Raw genomic sequence first — 19287 nt, 5'->3', positions numbered from 1 at the left:
CGGGCCGTCAGTAGGCGAAGGCGAGGGGCCTGTCGGCGTCCTCGCCGTCGGGGTCGCCGCCGGCGGGGCCGCCGGGGCCGCGCAGGACGGGGTCCTTCTCCGGGGGCCGCTCGGAGGTGACCGGTCCGGCCTTGGCGTACGTCGCCAGCAGGCGCACCTCGACGACGGCGAGCGCGGCGTAGAGCAGGGTGAAGCCGATGAGGGTGGTGAGCTGCTCGGCGAGGGAGACGCCGGGCGAGACCGCGTCGGAGGTGCGCATCAGGCCGAAGACCACCCACGGCTGGCGGCCGGTCTCGGTGAAGATCCAGCCCCAGGAGTTGGCGAGCAGCGGGAAGCCCATGGTGAGGATGCCGACGCGCCAGCCCCACCGGGTGAGCTCCGGGCCGAGCTCGCGGGTGGGGGTGAGCATCAGCCGGGGCACCTCGTCGGGCGCGGTGCGCTTCCCCGGGGCGACCCAGCGGCGGCTGCGGGTGAGCCAGAGGCCCGCCAGGGCGCAGGCGAAGGACGTCATGCCGAAGCCGATCATCCAGCGGAAGCCCCAGTAGGCGACGGGCACGTTCGGCAGGTAGTCCTTCGGGTCGCCGCCGTACCGCGCGGCCTCGGCGGCGGCGACGTCGTTGACGCCCGGCACCTCGGAGCGGAAGTCGCTGTGGGCGAGGAAGGAGAGCAGTCCGGGGATCTCCACGGCGACCGTGTTGTGGCCCTTGGCGACGTCGCCGACGGCGAAGACGGAGAACGGCGCGGGCGCCTCCTTGTCCCACAGCGCCTCGGCGGCGGCCATCTTCATCGGCTGCTGCCGGAACATCACCTTGCCGAGGCTGTCGCCGCTGACGGCGGTGCCGAGGCCCGCGACGACGGCGACCACCAGGGCGACGCGCAGCGAGGTGCGCATGGCCAGGGTGCGCTTCGGGTCGGCCGCCTCTCCCGCCTCCTGGAGCCGCCGGGTGCGCCACAGGTGGTAGGAGGCGATGCCGACCATGAAGGCGGCGCCGGTGAGGAAGGCGGCGGTGAGGGTGTGGGCGAACTGCGCCAGGGCGGTGTTCTGGAAGAGCACGGCGCCGATGTCGGTGAGGCGCGCCCGGCCGGTGGCGGGGTCCAGCGCGTACCCGACGGGGTGCTGCATCCAGGAGTTGGCGGCCAGGATGAAGTACGCGGAGAGGACCGTGCCGAGCGAGACCATCCAGATGGCGGCGCAGTGCAGCCGCTTCGGCAGCCGGTCCCAGCCGAAGATCCACAGGCCGATGAAGGTGGACTCGAAGAAGAAGGCGATGAGCGCCTCCATCGCCAGGGGGGCGCCGAAGACGTCGCCGACGAAGCGCGAGTAGTCCGACCAGTTCATGCCGAACTGGAACTCCTGCACGATGCCGGTGACCACGCCCATGGCGATGTTGATCAGGAAGAGCTTCCCCCAGAAGCGGGTGGCGTGGAAGTACTTCTCCTTCCCGGTGCGGACCCAGGCGGTCTCCAGGCCGGCGGTGACCGCCGACAGGCTGATCGTCAGGGGCACGAAGAGGAAGTGGTAGACGGTGGTGATGCCGAACTGCCACCGGGCGATGGTCTCGGGTGCCAGCGCTAGGTCCACGGGTCGCTCCTGCCTGCGGGGCTTGTCCGCTTGTGAACGTGAACACGTTCACAAGCACATGGGAATTATGACCCGACCGGGTGACGGGAACCGACCCCGGCACCGCCCCACAGGGCGTGAAATCGGTCACCCGGAGCATGCCGGGGCGGCGATGGCGCGGCGCAGAGGCCGCCGGGCCCGGCCACGGGGCCGAAGGGTCCCGGGAGGGGACGCCCCGGCCGGGCCGGTCGGCCCTCCCCCGGGGCAGGAACAGGAGGCGCACGGGGCAGGAGGCGCACGGGGGCAGGACGCGCACGGGCACCCCGCCGGGGGTGCCGCGCGGGCCCGCGTGCGGTGCGGGCACACACGCCGTGCGGACGTGCGGGCATGCGGACGTGCGGACATGCAGAGGGGCCCGCACCGCGCGGCGGGCGCGGTGCGGGCCCCTCGACGTCCTCCGGGCCTCTCGGCGGGTGCGGGCCCGGCTGCACATCCGGGCCTCTCGGCGGGTGCGGGCCCGGCCGCACGTCCGGGCCTCTCGGCGGGTGCGGGCCCGGCCGCGGGTCAGAGCTCCTTGCGGAACGCCTCGGCGGCCTGGAGGAAGAGGTCGTTCGCCTCGGTCTCGCCGACGGTGACCCGCACGCCCTCCCCGGCGAACGGCCGCACCACGACACCGGCCGCCTCGCACGCCGCGGCGAAGTCGAGGGTCCGGTCGCCGAGCCGCAGCCACACGAAGTTGGCCTGCGACTCCGGCACCGTCCAGCCCTGGGAGGCCAGCGCCTCCGCGACCCGGGCCCGCTCGGCCACCAGCGCGTCGACCCGGGCCATCAGCGCGTCCTCGGCGCGCAGCGAGGCCACCGCGGCGTCCTGGGCGAGCTGGCTGACGCCGAACGGCACCGCGGTCTTGCGCAGCGCCGCCGCCACCGGCTCGTGGGCGATCGCGAAGCCGACCCGCAGGCCGGCCAGGCCGTAGGCCTTGGAGAAGGTGCGCAGCACGCAGACGTTGGGCCGGTCGCGGTAGAGGTCGACGCCGTCGGGCACCTCGGGGTCGCGGATGAACTCCCGGTACGCCTCGTCGAGGACCACCAGCACGTCGCCCGGCACCCGGTCGAGGAAGCGCTCCAGCTCGGCGCGGCGCACGGCGGTGCCGGTCGGGTTGTTGGGGTTGCAGACGAAGACGAGCCGGGTGCGGTCGGTGACCGCGTCGGCCATGGCGTCGAGGTCGTGGACGTCGCCCGGCGTCAGCGGCACGGGGACGGCGGTGGCGCCGCTGATCCGCGTGATGATCGGGTACGCCTCGAAGGAGCGCCAGGCGTAGACCACCTCGTCGCCCGGACCGGCCGTCGACTGCAGCAGCGACTGGGCGACGCCGACCGAGCCGGTGCCGGTGGCGATGTGCCCGGCGGGCACGCCGAACCGCTCGGCGAGCTCCGCGGTCAGCTCCGCGCAGGCCATGTCCGGGTAGCGGTGGAAGCGGGCGGCCGCGCCGGTGACCGCCTCCAGGACGCCCGGGAGCGGGTCGTAGGGGTTCTCGTTGGAGGAGAGCTTGTAGGCCGGCGCGCCGTCCGCACCGGTGGCCGGGCGTCCCGGCTTGTAGGTGGGAATGCCGTCCAGCTCCGGCCGAAGCCGGGGGCCCTGTGCAGCCGTGCCGCTCACCGTCGTGTCCTCCGCTCGCTCGTCCACACCCGACCGCGGCCGCCGGGCGTCGCGCCCGACCGTCCGGTCGGGAAACACCTTACGAGCCGCCCCCGCGGAATTCACCCGTGCGGGTGGGATGCGGTCGTGGCGCGGAAACGGCCCTCCGTTGGTCGCGGCACCCAGGACGGCACAAGTCGCAGGCGGAACGGGGCACAGGCACCACTCTTCGAAGGAAGAGAGACGTTTGCGTTCATGGAGAAACCTATCTCCGACGCTTTGTGACGGCCTGCTCACCATCAGTGGTGGCGCGCCATACGATCGGTCCGCCATGACAGCAGCAGCCAACCAGAGCGGCCGTCGGCCTCCCCGCCCCCGGCGGCTGGAACGTGCCGGGATCCGGGACGTCGCCGCCGCGGCCGGCGTGTCGATCACCACCGTCTCCGACGCCCTGAACGGCAAGGGCCGCCTGCCCGAGGAGACCCGCACCCGGGTGCGCGAGGTCGCCGAGCGGCTGGGCTACCGCCCGTCCGCCGCAGCCCGCACCCTGCGGACGGGCCGGTCCGGCCTGCTCGGACTCACCGTGACCACCTACGGCGAGGAGCCCTTCACCTTCACCGAGTTCGCCTACTTCGCCGAGATGGCCCGCGCGGCCACCTCGGCGGCGCTCAACCGCGGCTACGCCCTCGTGGTGCTCCCCGCCTCCTCCCGGCACGACGTCTGGGGCAACGTCGCCCTCGACGGCACGGTCGTCATCGACCCTTCCGACCACGACCCGCTCGTGGCCGAGCTGCACCGGCAGGGCGTGCCTGTGGTGAGCGACGGCAAGCCCGGCAACTGCCCCGTCACCGCGTGGGTGGACAACGACCACGAGGCCGCCGTGCTCGGCATCCTCGACCACCTCTCCGGGGCCGGCGCCCGCCGCATCGGCCTCCTCACCGGCACCAGCACCGACACCTACACCCGGCTGAGCACCGAGGCGTACCTCTCGTGGTGCGCCAAGATCGGCCAGGAGCCCGTCCACGAGACCTACCCGGCACACGACCCCGCCGCGGGCGCCGTCGCCGCGGACCGGCTGCTGGCCCGCCCCGACCGGCCCGACGCCGTGTACGGCCTCTTCGACCCCAACGGCACCGACCTGCTGGCCGCCGCACGCCGGTACGGGCTGCGCGTGCCCGAGGACCTGCTGCTCGTCTGCTGCAGCGAGAGCGACGTGTACGCCGCCACCGAGCCGCCCATCACCACGCTCTCCCTCAAGCCGCGGAACATCGGCACCACCGTGGTCAACCTGCTGATCGACGCCATCGAGGGGGTGCGCGGGCAGCAGCCCGGAGGGAGCCGCGCGGACGGGACGGCCGGGCAGCCGCCCGGACAGCTCATGCCCACCGAACTGATCGTCCGGGCGTCCTCGCAGCGCCGCAGCCCCCGCACCACCGTCAGCCCGCCCCGCACGCCGGACGAGGGCTGAGCCACGTCCGGCAGGGACTCCGGCCAAACGCCCGTACCGGACGAACCGGTCCGCCGCTCCGGACGGCACCGCAAGCCGGGGCCCGCGGATGCGGCCCAGGTGCGGACGCCGGGATACCCGTCTTCCTATGATGGGCGGATGACACCCGAGGACCGCTTCCCCGGGCCTGAGCTGCCCGAGACAGGCCCCCGCGCCCGCATGGCCCTCGACCCCCTGGCGTACGGGCACGAGGGCGGCGTCCGCGGCGGTCCGCAGCGGCCGTGGGCGGAGCCCGGCCGTCCGGAGCACGGCGGCCCCGGGCACGGAGGTCCCGTCGCCGCCTCCCTCCACGTGGAGGACCCCGCGCCCCCGTCCGTCCGGGGCTGGTTCGAGACCGGCGCCGGTGCGGGCGCGCGCCCGGCCGGGGCGGTCCTCGGCGAGGCGCCCCCCGCCGACCCTCCGACCCTCGACCTGGGTGCCCCGCTCGGCGCCGTCCCCCTCGGCGGCGGGCCCGCGGCCGCCGCCGGGCCCGACCGGGACGGGGCCGACACCGGCACCGGCCCGCTCTACGTCGTCGGCGACGTCCACGGCTACCTCGACGAGCTCCTCGCCGCCCTGCGGGAGCAGGGCCTCGTCGACGCCGAGGGGCACTGGACGGCCGGCCGCGCCCGGGTCTGGTTCCTCGGCGACTTCACCGACCGCGGCCCGGACGGCATCGGCGTCATCGACCTGGTGATGCAGCTCGCCGCCGAGGCCGCCGCCGCGGGCGGCTACTGCCGCGCCCTGATGGGCAACCACGAACTGCTGCTGCTCGGCGCCCACCGCTGGGGGGACGACCCCGTGCAGTCCGGCGCCGGAACCGCGTCCTTCCTCGCCGCGTGGCGCCTCAACGGCGGCCAGCAGCAGGACATGGACCGCCTGGAGCCGCACCACGTCAGCTGGCTCTCCCGGCTGCCCGCCCTCACCGTCGAGGACGGCCACCTGCTGCTGCACTCCGACACCACGGCCTACCTGGAGTACGGCGCCTCCGTCGACGAGGTCAACGACACCGTCCACGAGCTGCTCGCCTCCGACGACGCCGACGAGTGGTGGGAGTGCTTCCGCCGCTTCACCAAGCGGTTCGCCTTCCGCGGCGAGGCCGGGCCCCTCGCGGTGGAGGAGCTCCTCGGCGCCTACGGCGGGGAGCGCGTCGTCCACGGCCACAGCCCCATCCCCTACCTCACCGGCGACGCCCGCGCCGAGGACGGCGGCGCGCCGGACCGGGTCACCGGACCGCACGTCTACGCCGACGACCTCGCCGTCGCCATGGACGGCGGCGTCACCATGGACGGCAGACTGCTGGTCGCCCGGCTCCCGCTGCACCGGGCGGAGGAGCGGAGCGGATGATTCCGCCCGGCGGGGCCCGAAGTTCCTGAAACAGGCTGTCAACCCGTCAGTCCCCGGCCCTACCATCGAGACACCCGTCGAGACCCCGGCGGACCACCCGTCCCCGGGGCGACCGCCGCACACCGGTCCGCGGCGCACCGCGCCCGCACCGCGTCCCCCGGGACACCGCGACGGGCGGGACACCGCGACGGGCGGACCACCCACCCTCCTGACGGACCGACGGAGCAACCGGGGGCCAGATTGAACACCGCTCCGCACCTGCGGCCCGAGGACCGGCCCGACTTCGAACGGGTCCTGGACGAGGCACTGCACACCGACGCCGTCCGCCACGCGCTCCGGACCCCCGGCGCGCCGCTCAACGCCGAGCAGCTGCGCACCCGGGCGCTCGCCGCCGCGGCCGGCGTCGCCGACGCGGCCGCCGGCGAGTACGGCCTCTACACCGCCCTGCGCGACCGGGTCCGTGAGTCCGCCGCCGCGCCGCGCGGCGGGGCCGGGGGCCCGGCGGACGGCCGCGGCGCGGGGGCGGACGGGGCCGGGGCCGGGGCCGTGCCGGTGATGGGCGTGCTCGCGCCGATCCTCGCCTGGGCCGCCGCCCTCATCTTCCTGCTGCTCGGCTACGGCCTGCGCGCGGCCGACCCGGACCTGGCGTTCGCCCGGTCGCTGGTCACCGCCGGCTGGGTCTCCCTCGCGGTCGGCGCCGTCGCCATGGTCGCCGGGATCGTCGGCCTGCTGCTCACCGCCCTGCGGGACGGCTCGACCCCGCCGGACGGCCAGGACCCGGAGCTGTACGCCGAGCTGGCGGGCGCGAAGGACGCCTGGCGGACGGCGCTGCGGGACCGCGGCGTGGTGCCCTACCTGCTGTCCGTCCTGGACGGCGCGCCCGGCGGGCCCGAGGCGCCCGCCGGGGCCCCGGGGAGCACCGGGTACGACGGGCCCGCCGGACCCGCGGCCGGTCCCGGATCCGGTCCCGGGGCGGCGGCCCCGGGCGGCGTCAGCCTGGTCCGCGAGCGCCCCCGGCTCGGCTTCACCAGCCCCGGCTTCACCAGCCCCGGGCCGGAGCCCACCCCGGGGCGGGTCCGCGGGGACGCGCCCGGCCGGGCGCCCTTCTCCTCGCCCGACTACTCCCGGCCCAGCTTCTCCTCCCCCGAGTTCTCCTCCCCCGACTTCGCCGGCCCGGACTTCACCGGTCCCGACTTCACCTCACCGGACTTCACCAGCCCCGACTACGACGGGACCGACGGCGGCGGGCCCGGCCGCGGCCGCGCCTGACCCGGCGGCCCCGCCTCCCGGGACGGCCACGCCTCGCGGGACGGCCACTCCTGGCAGGACGGCCCCGCCTCCGTGTTGACCCTGCCCCTGGGGCAGGCCGGAGCATCGGGCGCACCGGGCGGCCCGCCCGGCACGAGGAGGGCGTGATGGAGCTGATGACGATCGGGGCGTTCGCCAGGGCGGCGGGGCTGTCACCCAAGGCGCTGCGCCTGTACGACGGACTCGGCCTGCTGCCGCCCGCGCACGTCGACCCCGCCTCCGGGTACCGGCTCTACCGCCCGGAGCAGCTGGAGCGCGCCCGGCTGGTGGCGTGGCTGCGGCGGCTCGGCATGCCGCTGGCCCGCATCCGCACCGTGTGCGACCTGGAGCCCGCCGCGGCCGCCCGCGAGGTGGCCGCGTACTGGGAGCAGGTCGTGGCCGACACCGCGGCCCGGCAGGGGATCGCCGCCTTCCTCGTCGACCACCTGTCGGGAAGGACCACCACCGTGGCCGACACGCACACCCCGCTGACCGTCCGCCTCGCCGCCCGCTCCCACCGGGGCCTGGTCCGCGCGAGCAACCAGGACACCGCCTACGCCGGCCGCCGCCTGGCCGCCGTCGCCGACGGCATGGGCGCCCGGGGCGGCGGCCTGGCGAGTGCCGCCGCCGTCGAGGCCCTCAGGCCGTTCGAGGACGGGCTGCCCGAGGGCGACCTGCTGGGCGGACTGGCGGAGGCCGTCCGGCGCGCCGACGCGGAGCTGCGCGCGCTGGCGGCCGCCGACCCCGGCCTGGAGGGGCTGGGCACCACGCTCACCGCCGTGCTCTGGTCCGGTTCGGAACTGGCGCTGGTCCACATCGGCGACACCCGCGCCTACCTGCTGCGCGACGGCGGCCTGTTCCTGGTCACCCACGACCACACCCACGTGCAGTCGCTGGTGGACGAGGGACGACTCACCCCGGAGGAGGCCGCCTCCCACCCGCAGCGCGCGCTGCTGGTCCGCGCGCTGACGGGGACCGGCGACCCCCGGCCCGACCTGTCGCTCCACGCGGCCCGCGCCGGGGACCGCTACCTGCTCTGCTCCGACGGCCTGTCCACCGTGGTGGCCGAGGGCGAGCTGCGCCGTGTGCTGACCGGCGCACCCGACGCGGACCGGGCGGCCGACGAGCTGGTGGACCTGGCCGTGCGCCGCGGCGGTCCGGACAACGTCGCCTGCGCGGTGGCGGACGTCCTGGAGGCGGCGGCCGCCTGACCGGAGAGCGCACCGCCGGGACCGCCGGGACCGCTGTGACCGCTGTGACCGCTGTGACCGCCGGTCGGGCAGCGCACCGTCGGGGGTGATGTTCCACGTGGAACACCGCCCCCGGCGGGGAGGGCCGACGCGCGGCGCGCGCCTCCTCCCCGCCGGGGGCGGGGCCCCCGGGGGACCGGCTCGAACGCCCCCGAGGACACCCCGGCCACGCACCTCCGGTACGCGCGGCAGGAGGTCCCCGCCTTCGCGCCCGTCGATCCCCGTGGGGGTCCGGGTCCCGCGCACGGCGCCCCGGGACGGTGCGTCCCGGGGCGTCCTGCGACACCGGTCCGGCGGCGCGGTGCAGCCGCCCGGACCGCCGGGGTCCGCCCTCGACGCCGAGGGGCGTGCGCCCTACGGCACCCGGCCCTGGGCGGGACCGTGACCCTCGGGACGGCGCCCGCCGGTCCGCCGGCCGGGCGTCGGCAGGCGGTCCCGGCCGCCCCGGGCCGCGGACTCCCCGGACCCGTCCTTCACGCCCCGGCGGCCGCCTCGTCGCACTCCGGCGGGGCGGCGGCGTCGCCGTGCTCCTCACGGATGCCCCTGCTGATCCTCATCGAGCAGAACCTCGGCCCGCACATCGAGCAGAAGTGGGCGGTCCTGGCGGGCTCGGCGGGGAGGGTCTCGTCGTGGAAGGCGCGGGCGGTCCCCGGGTCGAGGGCCAGGTCGAACTGGTCCTCCCAGCGGAAGGCGAACCGGGCGTCGGAGAGCGCGTCGTCCCAGGCGCGGGCGCCGGGGTGGCCCTTGGCCAGGTCGGCGGCGTGGGCGGCGATCCTGTACGTGATCACACCGGTCCTCACGTCGTCGCGGTCGGGCAGGCCCAGGTGCTCCTTCGGGGTCACGCAGCAGAGCATGGCCGTGCCCCACCAGGCGATCATGGCGGCGCCGATGCCGGAGGTGATGTGGTCGTAGCCGGGGGCGACGTCGGTGGTGAGCGGGCCGAGGGTGTAGAAGGGCGCGTCGTCGCAGAGCTCGCGCTGCAGGTCCACGTTCTCCTTGATGAGGTGCAGGGGGACGTGCCCGGGGCCCTCGACCATCACCTGGACGTCGCGGGCGCGGGCGGTCCGGCCGAGCTCGCCGAGGGTGCGCAGCTCCGCGAGCTGGGCCTCGTCGTTGGCGTCGGCGACGGAGCCGGGGCGCAGGCCGTCACCGAGGGAGAAGGTGACGTCGTAGGCGCGGAGGATGTCGCAGAGCTCCTCGAAGCGGGTGTACAGGAAGTTCTCCTGACGGTGGGCCAGGCACCAGGCCGCCATGGCCGAGCCGCCGCGCGAGACGATGCCGGTGCGGCGGCGGGCGGTCAGCGGCACGTGCCGGAGCAGCACCCCGGCGTGGACGGTCATGTCGTCGACGCCCTGCTCGCACTGCTCGACGACGGTGTCCCGGTACAGCTCCCAGGTCAGCTCCTCGGGGCGGCCGCCGGCCTTCTCCAGGGCCTGGTAGAGGGGCACGGTGCCGACGGGGACCGGGGAGTTGCGCAGGATCCGCTCGCGGGTGGTGTGGATGCCGCGGCCCGTGGAGAGGTCCATGACGGTGTCGGCGCCCCAGCGGGTCGCCCACGTCATCTTCTCCACCTCCTCCTCGACGGAGGAGGCGACGGCGGAGTTGCCGATGTTGGCGTTGACCTTCACGAGGAAGTCGGTGCCGATGACGCACGGCTCGGACTCGGGGTGGTTGACGTTGACGGGGACGACGGCCCGCCCGCGGGCGACCCGGTCGCGGACGGACTCCGGTTCCACGCCCTCCCGCAGGGCGGCGAACTCCATCTCCGGGGTGACGACGCCCCGGCGGGCGTACGCGAGCTGGGTGACCGCCGCGCCGCCCCGCCCGCGCAGCGGGCGGCGGGGCCGGCCGGGGAGGACGGCGGCGGGGCCGTGCGGGCTGCCGCGGGCGGCGGTGCGGCTCGGGCCGTCGTCCTCGGGCCGGGGCGCGCGGCCGTCGTACTCCTCCACGTCGCCGCGCTCCCGGACCCACAGGTCGCGCAGGGCGGGCAGGCCGCACCGCACGCCGGCCTCGAAGGCGGGGCCGGTGCGGGGTCCGGAGGTGTCGTAGAGCGGCACGGTGGTGCCGTCGGTGAGGTGGACCTCGCGGTACGGGACCCGCAGGTCGGGGCGTGATCCGGTGCGGTACGCCTTGCGCCAGGCGGGGGTGGGGTACCCGCTGCGGACAGCGTCGTGCCGTGCTTCGTTCGTGGTCATGGGACCAGCTGCTCCCTACGCCGGCATTACCCGGTCAGGTTCTGCGGTCGGCGCGGCGTCAGCGCCCTCTCAGCCCGGTGCCCCGAGCTCCCGCGTCTGCATCAGACGGGGCAACCGTAGCGGGGCCGCGGCGCGGACCGCCAGGGCGCGCCGGCGCGGCCCCGGGCCCCGGCGCCCGAGCCGTGCACGCCTCCGGCTGCGGCCCCGGCGCAGGCTGCGGCCCGGGCACCGCAGGCGCCGGACGGGGCCGCAGGCCCTACCCTCGTCGCAGGGGGTGGTCCGGATGGTGGGGCTGCAGGGCCGGGTGACCGGGACGGTGGGTCCGGGGCTGGTCGGCGAGGTGATGGTGGCCGTCCGGGGCGGCGCGGAGGCGTTCCTGGCCCTGCCCGCCGACCCGGGAGAGCGGATCACCGTGGGCACGCAGGTGGTGGTCGTCGAGTACCAGCCGCCGCGGACGGTGTACGTGGCGCCCGCCTACGGCTGACCGTTCCTCAAGAGATCCTCTGGACTTCGCGGAAGCGCTTCCCAACCGTTCCGCCGCAGGCGCACACTCGCTCTCGCCGCCGCGTCCCGCGCGTCCCTGCCGACCGTGCAGCCACGGGCGCGGACGGTTCGAAGGGGGGATGCGCCGATGGTCGTCGGCGTCGTGGCGGCTGTGGCCGTCGCAGCTCTCGCGCTCGTGGTCGGGATCTTCAAGCTGATGTGGCGGGTGGCCGAGCCGAACGAGGCGCTGGTCATCTCGGGCTCGAAGCACAAGACCGAGGGCCTGGGCGAGGGCATGGGTTTCCGGATCGTCACCGGGCGCGGCACCCTGGTGATGCCGGGCGTGCAGGCGGTGCGCAAGCTGTCGCTCGACCTCAACGAGGCCGACCTGGACGTGGAGTGCGTGACCGGCCAGGGCATCCCGGTGCGGGTGCGCGGCGTGGTCATCTTCAAGGTGGGCGACGACATGGTGTCGATCGCCAACGCCGCCCGCCGCTTCCTGGACCAGCAGAAGCAGATGAGCCAGCGGGTGCACAACGTCTTCGCCGGCCACCTGCGGTCCATCGTGGGCGGTCTGACGGTCGAGGACATGATCCGCGACCGGGACCGGCTGACCGGGGAGACCCGGGCCGCGTCGGGCACCGAGATGGAGAAGCTCGGCCTGATCATCGACTCGCTGCAGATCCAGGAGATCCTGGACCCGACCGGGTACATCAAGAACCTCGCCGCACCGCACGCCGCCGCGGTGCAGCGGGACGCGCGGATCGCGCAGGCCGCCGCCGACCGGGCGGCGACCGAGGCCGAGCAGGAGGCCGCCGCCCGGAAGGCGGAGGCCGTCCGCAACAGCGAGATCCAGCAGGCCGGCTACCAGGCCGAGCGGGACAAGGCCTCGGCGGAGTCCCGGCAGGCCGGTCCGCTCGCGGACGCCGCGGCCCGCCAGGAGGTCGTCGTCCAGGAGACCCGGGTGGCGGAGCTGGAGGCGAAGCGGCGCGAGCAGCAGCTCCAGGCGGACGTGCGCAAGCCCGCCGACGCCAAGGCCTACCAGACCCGCACCCTGGCGGAGGCGGAGCGCGACGCCCGGATCTCCGCCGCGCAGGCGCAGGCCCAGGAGACGGAGCTGCGGGCGGCCGCCGAGGCCACCCGCGTCAAGACCGCCGCGGCCGCCGAGGCGGAGGCCACCCGGGCGCGCGGCCTGGCCGCGGCCGAGGCCACCCGGGCCACCGGTGAGGCGGAGGCGGCGTCGTCCCGGGCCAAGGGCCTCGCCGAGGCGGAGGCGGCCCAGGCCAAGGGCCTCGCCGAGGCCGAGGCGATCAAGGCGCGGGCGGCGGCGCTGGCGGAGAACCAGGAGGCCGTGGTCGCCCAGCAGCTCGCCGAGGACTGGCCGGAGATCGTCGCCGCCGCGGCGGGGGCGTTCGGCAGCGTCGACCACATGGTGGTGCTGAACGGCGCCGACGGGGTGTCGGAGCTGCTCGCCAAGGCGCTCACCATGGGCGGCACGGGGCTGGGACTGGCCCGGCAGCTGCTGGGCTCCCTGAACGGCTCCCCGGCCGCGACGGGCGCGCCGGAGGAGGGCCGGCCGGTGCCGGCGCAGGCGGTTCCGGTGGACGGCGGGGAGCCGCGGGGGCACTGACCCGTCCGCGGTCCGCGGCGGGCCGTGCGCCCGCCGCGGACCGCACCGCGCACACGACGGCGCCCGCACACCGCGCAGGTGTGCGGGCGCCGGGCCGTCGCCCCCCGCTAGCTCTTGACGGCCTTCTTGACCAGGATCACCACGGCGGCGGCGATGCCCACCAGCACCAGGGCCGACACCAGGAACGACAGCAGGCCGAGGACCGCCCCGAGCACGGCCCACAGGACCTTCCAGGCCACGACCAGGACGATGATCGGGACCACGACGTTGCGCACCCAGCCGGGCAGCGACTTCCAGAACTCGGCCATGTCCGTTACCTTCTCTCCCCTCGGACCGGCTCCCTGCGACGCCGTGTCCCGTCCTCCCTGGACTCTTCGATCGTACGGGCGCCGAGCTGCCGGAACGAGGGCCCGCAGCCCGGAGAAGACCCGGAGGGACCCCTGACCCGGCGCCTCGGGGACGACCCCGGGGAGGGGCGCCGGCGGCCCGGGGGACGGGTCTCAGACCGGCCAGGACTCGCCGCGCCAGGCGGCGTCCCAGAACATCCACTCGTACCGGGCGGTCGTGGTGAAGTGCGCGGCCGCGCGCTCCCGCTCGGCGTCGGAGAGCCCCTCCCCCACCCGGTCGGCGAGGGCCAGCACCCGGCGCACGACGCCCTGGAACGCCTCGTCGCCGTAGACGGCGATCCAGCGGGCGTAGAGCGGGTCCGGCGAGGAGGCGGCGAGGAGGCGCTCGCCGACCCGGGCGTAGATCCAGTAGCAGGGCAGCACGGCGGCGAGGGCCTCCGCGAAGGAGCCGCCGTACGCGGTGGCGAGCAGGTAGCTGGTGTAGGCGCGGGTGGTGGGCAGGACGGGTTCGGCGGCGGCCCGGGCGGCGTCGGAGCCGAGGGCGGCCATGAAGTCGGCGTGCATCGACTGCTCGGCGGCGACGGCGCCGACGGCGTCCTCGGCGAGCGCCCGCACGTCCTCCTCGGTGGGGGCCTTGGCCGCGCACACCGCCAGGGCGCGGGCGTAGTCGCGGAGGTAGTGGGAGTCCTGCACGACGAAGTGGCGGAAGGCGGCATGGGGCAGGGTGCCGTCGGTGAGGCCGGCGAGGAAGGGGTGGTCGAGGACAGCCGCGTAGACCGGTTCGGCGGCCGCCCAGAGCTGCTCGGTGAAGGACCGCCTCCGGTCGGCGGGGGCGGGGTGCTGCGCTGCCATGGGGGTCCTGTTCGGTCGTGGACCGTGCGGTCGGGCCGGTGCGGTCGTGGACCGTGCGGTCGTGAACTGTGCGGTCGTGAACTGTGCGGTCAGGGGCCGGTGCGGTCAGGGGCCGGTACGGTCAGGGGCCGTGCGGCCGGGCCGATGCGGTCAGGGGCCATGCGGCCGGGCCGGTGCGGTCAGGGGCCGGAACGGACCGGCCGGCTGCGGGCAGGCGGGCGCCGGGCAGGGGCCGGGTCAGTCCTCGGGCGGGGAGAAGACCACCAGGACCCGCAGCTCCTCGGTGATGTGGTGGAAGCGGTGCGGGACGCCGGCGGGCACGTGGACGACGCAGCCGCGGGCGACGACGGCGGTCTCGTCGCCGACCGTGAGGCAGGCCCGGCCGCTGACGACGACGTAGACCTCGTCCTGCTCGTGCGGCTGCTGGGTGTCGGTGTCGCCCGGCGAGAGGGCGTAGAGGCCCGCCGACATGTGGCGCTCGCGGAGGAAGCGCAGGTATGCGCCCTGGTGGGCGGCGCGTTCGGCGTCCAGGTCGTCCAGCCGGAAGAGCTTCACAAGGGGGTATTCAACACCAGCGCCGGGCGCGTGGAGCTTCCGGTGGGGCGCCTCTGCTGCAACGATCACCGCCATGAAGAGTTTCGTCGTCAAGACGCTGATCAACGCCGCCGCCATCTGGGTCGCGGCCTGGATCGTGGACGGGATCGTCCTCTCCGGCGGCTCGACCGGGCAGAAGATCCTCACCGCGGTGCTGGTGGCGCTGGTCTTCGGCCTCGTGAACGGGCTGATCAAGCCGCTGGTGCGGCTGCTGTCGCTGCCGCTGTTCGTCCTCACCCTCGGACTGATCACCTTTGTGATCAACGCGCTGATGCTCTGGCTGACGTCGTGGGCCTCGGACCAGCTGGAGCTCGACTTCCACGTGGAGGGCTTCTGGTCGGCGCTGCTCGGATCGCTGATCATCAGCATCGTGTCCTGGGGGCTCAACCTGGCCTTCGGCGACGACTGAGCCGCGACGGCCGGGCCCCGGCGGCCCGGCCCCGCCGGGCACGCGGTGCAGCGGACGGTTGGAGCCTCCCCCCTCGTGGCTCCAGCCGCCCGCCCGCCGTTCCCCGGCCCCCTGTCCCGCGCCGTCCGGCGCACGGGGAGCGACGGGAACAAAGGTAGTCGGCTGCCCGGTGGTGTCCAATCACCGTCCGGCAGCGGAGCTATCGACATATTTATGTTTCGCGGTGCGGACGTCCCCGGTCGGCCAGGCACCCGGTTTCGGTCATTCTGCGGCCCCGGCCGCGCGCGCACTTCTCCCGGCGTGCGGTGCCCCTGATGATGCATCGGTCGGCCGTCGCGTCCGGGAGGGGAGGTGGGCGGCAGTGGACCTGGCGCTGCTCCGGACCTTCCTCACGGTCCACCGGGCAGGGTCGATCACCCGCGCCGCCCAGCTGCTGGGGCTCTCCCAGCCCGCCGTCACCGGACAGATCCGGTCCCTCGAACGCCAGCTCGGCCGCCCCCTCTTCCTCCGCCAGCCGCGCGGGGTCGCGCCCACCGGGGTCGCCGACGAGCTCGCCCACCGGGTCGCCCCCCACCTGGACGCGCTGGGCGAGATCACCGGGCAGGGGGCGGACGGGCCCGCCGCCCGCACGCTGCACCTCGCCGGCCCCGCCGAGTTCTGCGCCACCCACGTGCTCCCGGCCCTCGCCGGCCTGGTCGCCGACGGGCTGGCGGTGCGCCTGGCCGCCGCCGACGGGGACGAGGCCCTGGCGGGGCTGGCCGCGGCGACCCACGACCTGGCCGTCACCACCTCGCTGCCGCGCGGCCGCCTCTTCCACGCCGTGCCGCTGTACGACGAGGAGCACGTGCTGGTGGGCGCGGAGCGGTGGGCCCGGGCGGCGGCCGTGCAGGGACCGGGCGTGCAGGGGGCGGCCGGGCAGGAAGCGGCCGGGCAGGGGGCGACGGCCCAGGGATGGGCCGGGCAGGGACCGGCGGGGCGGGGACCGGCGTGGCAGGGGACCGCGGCCCGGGCGGCGGTGGCGGAGCTGGAGCGGCTCCCGCTGCTGGACTGCGGGGAGGAGCTGCCGTTCGTCACGCCGTACTGGTCGACGGTCTTCGACACCGGTCCGGGCGTACCGGCGGCCCTGGTCGCGCCCGACCTGCGGGCCGTGCTCAACGCGGCCCGGGAGGGCGCCGGCATCGCGGTGCTGCCCCGGCACCTGTGCGGCCCCGACCTGGCGGCCGGGACGCTGCGGGTGCTGCTGGAGCCGCCGATGGCGCCGCTGCGGACCTTCTTCCTCGTGGTGCGCGCCGGCACGCTCGACCGGCCCGCCGTCGCCCGGGCCCACTCCCGGCTCCTCGCGGCCTCGACCCGCTGGTGAGGCCCGGCGGCCGCTCCCGCGGCGGCCGTCCCCGCATGCGGAGCCCGCTCGTCCGTTCGGGTTTCGCCGTCCGCGGTCCGCGGCAGAATCCCCGGCAGGCGGCAGAACCCGCCCGTGCCCGACCCGCCCCGCCGCACCGGGGCCGCCCGGAGGTGACCATGGGCTCCGCAGCCCACCGCCCTGTGGTGAAGCGCACCGCCCGCGCCATCCTGCTCGACCTCGACCCGGCGGACCCGGGCGGGCCCGCGGAGATCGTCCTGATCAAGCGCACCCGGCCGGGGTGCACGCCCTACTGGGTCACCCCGGGCGGAGGCGTGGAGCCCGGCGACCGCAGCGTGGTGGACGCGCTGCACCGGGAGGTGGACGAGGAGGTCGGGGGCAAGGTCTCCGACGTGGTGCCCGCCTTCGTCGACACCGTCCCGCACGGCGTCCCCCCGGGCGGCGCGGACTGCGGCTGCGACCCCGTGCGCGCGGCCGCGGCGGACGGCGCGCCCGCCGGCGACGGGGACGGGGACGGGGTCAAGGTCCAGCACTTCTTCGTCTGCCGGCTGGAGTCGATGGACCCGGCGCGCCGCCACGGCCCCGAGGTCGAGCGGCCGGCCGGCGCGTACGAGGTGGTCCGGCTGCCGTTCACGCGGGAGGGCGTGACCTCGGTGAACGTGGTGCCGCCGTCGCTGCGGGCCTACCTGGCGGCGAACATCGAGGGCGTGCGGGCGCTGCTCGCATCCGACCTGGGCTGACGCCCGGACGCGACCGGCCGGCCCGGGCGCCTTCCCGGGCGGCCCGGGCCCCTCCCCGGGCGGCGGGCCCGGGGTCAGGCGCCCGCGGCGGCGCCCAGGTCGTGCCGGATGCGGTCGCCGGGCACCCCGGAGCGCAGCAGGACGTCGACGCCGCGGCGGACCATCGCGGGCGGTCCGCTGAGGTAGGCGTCGTACCCGGCCCACGGTCCGCGGCGCTGCACCACGTCGGGCAGCGACCCCGCCGTGCCCGGGGTGCGCTGGTCGGAGACCACCGGGTGCACGGTGAGCCACGGGTGCTGCCGGGCGAGGCGGAGCAGCGGCTGCAGCTCGTACAGCTCCTCGTCGCGGCGGGCGCCGTAGAAGACCTGGACCTCCCGGTCGCCGGAGCCGCGCTCGGCGACCTCCTCCACCAGGGCCCGGACGGGGGCGATGCCCGTGCCGCCGCCGAGGCAGAGCAGGCGGCCGGGGCCCCCGTGGTCGAGGACCATGCCGCCCTCGGCCGGTCCGAGGCGCAGCACGTCGCCGGGCCGGGCGCGGTGGACGAGGGCGTTGCTGACCCAGCCGGCCGGCACGGCCTTGACGTGGAAGGAGAGCAGCCCGTCGGGGCGGGGTGCGCAGGCGAGGGAGTAGGGGCGCCACACCCGGGGCCACCAGGGCGTCTCGACGGCGGCGTACTGCCCGGCGCGGTAGGGGTAGGGCTGGTCGGGGCGGACGGTGAGGACCGCGACCTCGGGGGTGCGCTGCTCGTGGGCGACGATCTCGCCGTGCCACCAGGAGGGGGCGGCGGCGGCCTCCCGGGCGCCCTCGGCCATGGTGTGCGAGATCAGCGCGTACACCCGGCGCCAGGCCTCCTCGGTCTCGGCGTCCCACCGGTTGCCGCAGTAGCGGGAGACGGCGGCGAGGAGGCACGCGCCGAACGGTTCGTAGTGCTGGGCGGCGGCGCCGTACCGGCGGTGGCTGCGGCCGAGGGGGTGCAGGTACCGGGCCAGGGCCGCCGGGTCGCCGGCGCAGCGGGCGGCGGTGAGCAGGGCCCGGAAGAGGCGGTCGCGCTGCACGTCCATGGCGGCGGGGAAGAGCGACCGCAGTTCGGGCCGGTGGAGGATGAGCAGGGCGTAGAAGTGGGCGGTGGCGCGCTCGGCGACGGGTTCGAGGGCGGCGAGCGAGGCGTGGACGAGGTCGAGGTCGCGGGGGGTGGGGGTGCCCGCGGACCGGGCCGCCGCGGGGCGGAGGGCGGGCAGCGCCGCACCGGGCGCGGGGGGCGCCGCGGCGGCGGGGAGGACGGGGGTGCCCCAGGCCCGGCTCCAGTTGTCGCCGGGGCCGGACCAGTTGAGGCCGGGGGCGCGGGTGATGAAGGGCTCGATGGGGGGCCGGACGGCGGTCCGGGCGTGGACCAGGGCCGGTGCGGCCGGGACCGGGGGCGCGGGAGGCGGCGGCACGGGGGTCGGCGGCACGGGGGTCGGCGGCACGGGGGCGGGGGACGCGGGAGTGGGGGGCTGCGGGAGGGCCGGCGCGGGGGTGGCGGCGGACGGGAGCACGGCCGGGGGCGGCGGCACCACGGGGGCGGGCGGGGCCGGCGGGGCCGGCGGTACGGGCGGCGGGGGCGGCGGTCCGGCCGCCGGAGGGGCGGCGGGGAGGGGCGGTGCGGCCTGGGCGGCGGACGCGGCGGGGAGCGCCGGGGGCGCGGCGGGCACGGGCGGGACGGCGGGGGCCGGGGATGCGGCCGGGGGCGGGGGCGCCAGCTCGATGACGGTCAGCGACTCCCGGGGGGCGGCCGGGGTGAGGCCCGGGACGGCGGCCGGCGCCGTGGAGCCCACGCCCGCGCGTACCAGGACCGGGGCGGCGGCCCCCCGGGGCCGCGCGGCTGCCCGCTCCTCGTCCGGCTGTCCTCGACCCGGCTGCGGCGGCTCGGTCGTCAGAGCTTCCATGATCGGCCTCGACTCCGAAATGCAGAAACAATTCTTCGATTCTGACCAGTTCCGATCGGCGGAATTCAGAAAACGCCCCCGCGTGGTCCGGGGGAATTCCAGCCGGTGCCGTAGCCTTACATGCCGCGCAGCTGATCGGACAAATAGCGGGAAGATTGCGGCGCGCACACGTTCCGCGCGCTACCC

The 19287-nt window shown here is 76.3% G+C and carries 15 protein-coding genes, 1 pseudogene and 1 riboswitch; of the genes and pseudogenes, 9 read left to right on the top strand and 7 right to left on the bottom strand.

What is annotated here, in order from left to right:
- Positions 1 to 7: 7 nt before the first annotated feature.
- Both ACFY07_RS10115 and hisC read right to left on the bottom strand, forming a co-directional pair.
- Positions 8 to 1582, bottom strand: coding sequence for a cytochrome ubiquinol oxidase subunit I (locus ACFY07_RS10115; protein ID WP_390868225.1), 1575 nt, complete (start codon positions 1580 to 1582; stop codon positions 8 to 10).
- Positions 1583 to 2125: 543 nt separating this feature from the next.
- Positions 2126 to 3217, bottom strand: a complete 1092-nt coding sequence (gene hisC, locus ACFY07_RS10110) for a histidinol-phosphate transaminase (RefSeq protein ID WP_230649200.1) — start codon at positions 3215 to 3217, stop codon at positions 2126 to 2128.
- Between the two features lie 310 nt (positions 3218 to 3527).
- Between hisC and ACFY07_RS10105 the strand changes: the two genes are divergently transcribed.
- From ACFY07_RS10105 to ACFY07_RS10090, 4 genes are all read left to right on the top strand, one after another.
- Positions 3528 to 4664, top strand: a complete 1137-nt coding sequence (locus ACFY07_RS10105) for a LacI family DNA-binding transcriptional regulator (RefSeq protein ID WP_390868224.1) — start codon at positions 3528 to 3530, stop codon at positions 4662 to 4664.
- Between the two features lie 138 nt (positions 4665 to 4802).
- Positions 4803 to 6029, top strand: coding sequence for a metallophosphoesterase (locus ACFY07_RS10100; RefSeq protein WP_390868223.1), 1227 nt, complete (start codon positions 4803 to 4805; stop codon positions 6027 to 6029).
- 240 nt (positions 6030 to 6269) lie between these two features.
- Complete coding sequence (locus tag ACFY07_RS10095; RefSeq protein WP_390868222.1) at positions 6270 to 7298, top strand: hypothetical protein; 1029 nt, start codon at positions 6270 to 6272, stop codon at positions 7296 to 7298.
- A 146-nt stretch (positions 7299 to 7444) separates the two neighbouring features.
- Positions 7445 to 8527: a MerR family transcriptional regulator gene (locus ACFY07_RS10090; protein ID WP_390868221.1), complete on the top strand. Its 1083-nt coding sequence runs from the start codon at positions 7445 to 7447 to the stop codon at positions 8525 to 8527.
- A gap of 393 nt (positions 8528 to 8920) precedes the next feature.
- On the opposite strand, the pseudogene thiC reads toward ACFY07_RS10090, so the two are convergent.
- A pseudogene (gene thiC, locus ACFY07_RS10085) lies at positions 8921 to 10761 on the bottom strand (phosphomethylpyrimidine synthase ThiC).
- Positions 10755 to 10865: riboswitch (TPP riboswitch) on the bottom strand. Its footprint overlaps the pseudogene before it by 7 nt.
- 179 nt (positions 10866 to 11044) lie before the next feature.
- On the opposite strand from thiC, the gene ACFY07_RS10080 reads away from it, so the two are divergent.
- Together ACFY07_RS10080 and ACFY07_RS10075 are read left to right on the top strand one after the other, a co-directional pair.
- The gene (locus ACFY07_RS10080) at positions 11045 to 11245 is read left to right on the top strand and encodes a hypothetical protein (protein ID WP_390868220.1); all 201 of its coding nucleotides are present in this window, start codon (positions 11045 to 11047) and stop codon (positions 11243 to 11245) included.
- Positions 11246 to 11392: 147 nt separating this feature from the next.
- Complete coding sequence (locus ACFY07_RS10075; RefSeq protein ID WP_390868219.1) at positions 11393 to 12874, top strand: SPFH domain-containing protein; 1482 nt, start codon at positions 11393 to 11395, stop codon at positions 12872 to 12874.
- 107 nt (positions 12875 to 12981) lie between these two features.
- Here ACFY07_RS10075 and ACFY07_RS10070 read toward each other — a convergent pair whose 3' ends face one another.
- The 3 genes from ACFY07_RS10070 to ACFY07_RS10060 form a co-directional block, all read right to left on the bottom strand.
- Positions 12982 to 13182, bottom strand: a complete 201-nt coding sequence (locus tag ACFY07_RS10070) for a DUF5326 family protein (protein WP_230649194.1) — start codon at positions 13180 to 13182, stop codon at positions 12982 to 12984.
- A 192-nt stretch (positions 13183 to 13374) separates the two neighbouring features.
- Positions 13375 to 14073, bottom strand: coding sequence for a thiaminase II (gene tenA / locus ACFY07_RS10065; RefSeq protein WP_390868218.1), 699 nt, complete (start codon positions 14071 to 14073; stop codon positions 13375 to 13377).
- A 237-nt stretch (positions 14074 to 14310) separates the two neighbouring features.
- The gene (locus ACFY07_RS10060; protein ID WP_390868305.1) at positions 14311 to 14628 is read right to left on the bottom strand and encodes a cupin domain-containing protein; all 318 of its coding nucleotides are present in this window, start codon (positions 14626 to 14628) and stop codon (positions 14311 to 14313) included.
- Between the two features lie 73 nt (positions 14629 to 14701).
- Between ACFY07_RS10060 and ACFY07_RS10055 the strand changes: the two genes are divergently transcribed.
- The 3 genes from ACFY07_RS10055 (at position 14702) to ACFY07_RS10045 (ending at position 17176) form a co-directional block, all read left to right on the top strand.
- Positions 14702 to 15076, top strand: a complete 375-nt coding sequence (locus ACFY07_RS10055; RefSeq protein WP_230649192.1) for a phage holin family protein — start codon at positions 14702 to 14704, stop codon at positions 15074 to 15076.
- Between the two features lie 361 nt (positions 15077 to 15437).
- Entirely contained in the window at positions 15438 to 16436 is a 999-nt protein-coding gene (locus ACFY07_RS10050; RefSeq protein WP_390868217.1) for a LysR family transcriptional regulator, read from the top strand.
- A gap of 158 nt (positions 16437 to 16594) precedes the next feature.
- Positions 16595 to 17176, top strand: a complete 582-nt coding sequence (locus tag ACFY07_RS10045) for an NUDIX domain-containing protein (RefSeq protein WP_390868216.1) — start codon at positions 16595 to 16597, stop codon at positions 17174 to 17176.
- A 74-nt stretch (positions 17177 to 17250) separates the two neighbouring features.
- Here the strand turns inward: ACFY07_RS10045 and ACFY07_RS10040 are convergent, their stop codons facing one another.
- Positions 17251 to 19101 (bottom strand): globin domain-containing protein, encoded by a 1851-nt coding sequence (locus ACFY07_RS10040; RefSeq protein ID WP_390868215.1) that lies wholly within the window; start codon positions 19099 to 19101, stop codon positions 17251 to 17253.
- Positions 19102 to 19287 lie beyond the last annotated feature (186 nt).

It is taken from the genome of Streptomyces sp. NPDC001380 (assembly GCF_042895785.1).
Classification (GTDB): domain Bacteria; phylum Actinomycetota; class Actinomycetes; order Streptomycetales; family Streptomycetaceae; genus Peterkaempfera.
This window is presented reverse-complemented; position numbering and strand designations above follow the sequence as displayed.

Bases quoted from the DNA above. Each gene is read 5' to 3' on its own strand.
- ACFY07_RS10100 (WP_390868223.1), top strand. From the start codon at position 4,803: ATGACACCCGAGGACCGCTTCCCCGGGCCTGAGCTGCCCGAGACAGGC.
- ACFY07_RS10055 (WP_230649192.1), top strand. From the start codon at position 14,702: ATGAAGAGTTTCGTCGTCAAGACGCTGATCAACGCCGCCGCCATCTGG.
- ACFY07_RS10090 (WP_390868221.1), top strand. From the start codon at position 7,445: ATGGAGCTGATGACGATCGGGGCGTTCGCCAGGGCGGCGGGGCTGTCA.
- ACFY07_RS10075 (WP_390868219.1), top strand. From the start codon at position 11,393: ATGGTCGTCGGCGTCGTGGCGGCTGTGGCCGTCGCAGCTCTCGCGCTC.
- ACFY07_RS10040 (WP_390868215.1), bottom strand. From the start codon at position 19,101: ATGGAAGCTCTGACGACCGAGCCGCCGCAGCCGGGTCGAGGACAGCCG.
- ACFY07_RS10045 (WP_390868216.1), top strand. From the start codon at position 16,595: ATGGGCTCCGCAGCCCACCGCCCTGTGGTGAAGCGCACCGCCCGCGCC.
- ACFY07_RS10080 (WP_390868220.1), top strand. From the start codon at position 11,045: ATGGTGGGGCTGCAGGGCCGGGTGACCGGGACGGTGGGTCCGGGGCTG.
- ACFY07_RS10070 (WP_230649194.1), bottom strand. From the start codon at position 13,182: ATGGCCGAGTTCTGGAAGTCGCTGCCCGGCTGGGTGCGCAACGTCGTG.
- tenA (WP_390868218.1), bottom strand. From the start codon at position 14,073: ATGGCAGCGCAGCACCCCGCCCCCGCCGACCGGAGGCGGTCCTTCACC.
- ACFY07_RS10105 (WP_390868224.1), top strand. From the start codon at position 3,528: ATGACAGCAGCAGCCAACCAGAGCGGCCGTCGGCCTCCCCGCCCCCGG.